The sequence below is a fragment of the Kitasatospora sp. NPDC057595 genome (genome assembly GCF_042800875.1).
Lineage (GTDB): Bacteria > Actinomycetota > Actinomycetes > Streptomycetales > Streptomycetaceae > Kitasatospora.
In genome coordinates this window covers 1-2,811 of sequence record NZ_JBHVGL010000059.1, presented here as the reverse complement: position 1 = coordinate 2,811, position 2,811 = coordinate 1, and the positions used below count along the sequence as shown (strand labels likewise).

Here is a 2,811-nt window from a genome sequence, read left to right as displayed (position 1 = left end):
TATGTTGACAATAGCACCATTCTTTTGTTCCATCATATAGGGTGCAACATGCTTCATTCCAGCAAATGGGCCAAATCCATTAATTGATAGCATCTTTTGCCAATCATCCAGATTGATTTCTGTATAAGGCTTTTCTGATGAAATCCCAGCGTTGTTAATAAGAATGTCAATTTTTCCGAAACGGTCGTTTACTTCTTTGGTTAATGCTGCCCAGTCATCATCAGATGCAACATTTAGTTTCATTCCATAAACGTTTTCTTTTTGGCTTGCTTTTTCAAGTGCAGCTTCATTAATATCTGCGGCAATGACAATCGCACCTTCCTTGCTAAATAAATCTACCATCTTTTCGCCGATACCTGAAGCACCACCAGTAATAATTGCGACTTTATTTTCCAATTTCCCCATTACTCTTCACTCCTCAATATAAACTTTAATTCCAAAAACCTGCTTGTTCTAATTTCTTTTTCCCATTGAAGGAGATAAAGATACAAACAATATTAATAACCAACATCACGACAATAGCATATAAAGCCGGAGTATAACTTCCCGTATAATCAAAAATATATTCATAAGCAGGATGGGCGACGATGGAGGAAATCGCCAATCCTGGCATTTTTCGCGCCATCAGTATTATAATCGGCAATTACAACCTTTGCTCCTTCTTTCGCCAACAATGTCGCAGAGGACAACGCTATACCAGAAGCCCCACCAGTTACAAGGGCGATTTTCCCTTTTACTCTTCCCATTTTATTAACCACCTTTGTAAAAAATTATTGTTTACTAAGTTTGGTGATATGCTGAAACCACCTCCTTTGGTAGCATTTATTACATCTCTTTTTTTGTATGGGATACAATGATGTAACTTATTTTTTTACGATTAATACAGGGATTTGGGAACGGTGCAGTACACCATGTGCCACACTTCCCAATAGCGCTCGATCTATGGCTCCTCTTCCATGACTTCCTAATACAATAAGATCAACTTTTTCCGATTGAGCAACATTACAAATTGTTCGACTGGGATGCCCTGTTTGATGACTAAATAGAAGTCGTTCTTTCCAATTGGAAAGTACACCCTCTATGATTTGTTTTTCAATACGGCTACTAAGTTCTTCTTCAAATCGGTCAACTGCTTCCGGTGCTAAATCATAGGCGTAATTTTCCTTTGCCGAAACGTAAAGCACGATACATGTTGCATTTGGCCAAGCTTCTAAGAATTCCCCCGTCATTTTTGCGGCATGCTCGGAATAAGTCGAGCCATCTGTAGCAAATAAAATTTTTTCCATTTGTAAACCTCCTAATAATGATTAGTTACATCGTGAAATACGTAATGACTGATAGAAGAACGGATGTAATGGTCATGGCAAGAAGTGGTCGTAACGCCTTCGTGCGAAGATCCTTAAGGCTAACATTCAAACCTAATCCAATCATTGCCATTGTCAATATAAATGAAGTGAAGAAGGATACCCCATTCATGATATTAGTTGGAATCGTAATCATATTACCAAGTACATAGCTTCCGAATAGGCTCATGATAATAAACCCTATAAGAAACCATGGGAATTCAATTTTTGTATCGGAATCAGAATCTGATTTTCCTTTACGTTTCATCCAGTACATAAGAATAAAGCTTAGTGGAACAAGTAAGAATACCCGTCCTAGTTTGGCTAACAAAGCAATTGCAAGGCCATCTGGGCCCGCTGGTGCACCAGCTAGGGCTACGTGTGCAATCTCATGTAAACCAACGCCTGACCAAATACCGTATTGTAAATCAGTTAATGGTAGAAAAGGTCTTAAGATGGTGTATCCAATGGCAAAAATAGTACCAACTAGGGCGATAATACCTGCGCCTATTGCAGTATCTTCATCTTTTGCTTTCAAAATTGGTGAGACAGCGGCAATCGCTGCCGCACCACAAACTCCCGTTCCAATCCCTAGTAATAGGGATAATGAAGAGTCTGCTTTTAGCAATTTCCCAATCAATATGGTAAGAAATATTGCAAAGACAATGGAACCGACATCCCTAACAAGTAATCCTAACCCTTGGTGTAAAACAACGTCGATATTAAGTTTTAATCCAAAAAGTATAATTGCAAACCTTAAAAGCCTTTTGGCGGAAAATTGTATGCCTGTACGAAACTTCTCTGGATATCCCCGTATTTGTCGATAAATAACGGCGATAATGATGGCACAAGCAAGTTGCCCGATATGATCAAGTACAGGTAATTTGGATAATCCAAAACCCACCAATGCAATAATAAAAGTAAAGCCAATTCCTCCAAGCCAATTTCCTAATGAAAATGACTTTCGCTTAGCTAATGTGTCTGTCATATTAAAAACTCCTTTAAATGATTTCTTGTTTTTATAATAGGCTCTATTAAATGATAAGTAAAATCAGTTATAATGATTACTATGATAAGTAATTATTTATCATACTTTCTGAAGTGAAATTAAAGGTGGAGAAGAAATGGACCAATCATTACATGTTTTTGTCACGGTTGCAGAACAAAAAAATTTCACACGTGCTGCTGAAATTCTTCATATGACACAGCCAGCCGTCAGCAGTTATATACAGAACTTAGAGCGATCGATGGATATAAAATTATTAGAAAGAACCAATAAGTTTGTCAGGCTTAATAAAGCTGGCGAAATTGTTTATCACCATGCAAAGAATATTTTAGGTCTATATACCAGAATGGAAAATCTTTTGGTTGAACTAAAACATACTGCAAGTGGTATCCTATCTATTGGTTCTAGCTATACCTACGGGGAATACATTCTTCCCTATAAAATTGCCAACTTACTTAAGAT

General features: G+C 37.4%; 6 protein-coding genes. 1 reads left to right on the top strand and 5 read right to left on the bottom strand.

Annotated elements, in window-relative coordinates:
• From ACFU9E_RS35390 to ACFU9E_RS35370, 5 genes are all read right to left on the bottom strand, one after another.
• A partial coding sequence (locus ACFU9E_RS35390; protein WP_380715687.1) for an SDR family NAD(P)-dependent oxidoreductase occupies positions 1–405 on the bottom strand: 405 nt, incomplete at its 3' end.
• Positions 406–430: 25 nt separating this feature from the next.
• Positions 431–625, bottom strand: coding sequence for a hypothetical protein (locus tag ACFU9E_RS35385; RefSeq protein WP_140419811.1), 195 nt, complete (start codon positions 623–625; stop codon positions 431–433).
• A complete protein-coding gene (locus ACFU9E_RS35380) occupies positions 567–746 on the bottom strand; it encodes an SDR family NAD(P)-dependent oxidoreductase (protein ID WP_063262615.1) in 180 nt (59 codons plus the stop codon). Before ACFU9E_RS35380 ends, ACFU9E_RS35385 begins: the two co-directional genes overlap by 59 nt.
• A gap of 117 nt (positions 747–863) precedes the next feature.
• Positions 864–1,286 carry a universal stress protein gene (locus ACFU9E_RS35375; RefSeq protein ID WP_063262616.1) on the bottom strand — a complete coding sequence of 141 codons (423 nt, stop codon included), beginning with the start codon at positions 1,284–1,286 and terminating at the stop codon, positions 864–866.
• Positions 1,287–1,311: 25 nt separating this feature from the next.
• A complete protein-coding gene (locus ACFU9E_RS35370; RefSeq protein WP_063262617.1) occupies positions 1,312–2,331 on the bottom strand; it encodes a YeiH family protein in 1,020 nt (339 codons plus the stop codon).
• A gap of 136 nt (positions 2,332–2,467) precedes the next feature.
• On the opposite strand from ACFU9E_RS35370, the gene ACFU9E_RS35365 reads away from it, so the two are divergent.
• Positions 2,468–2,811, top strand: a 344-nt coding sequence (locus tag ACFU9E_RS35365; RefSeq protein WP_380715685.1) for a LysR family transcriptional regulator, incomplete at its 3' end; no start/stop codon positions are given.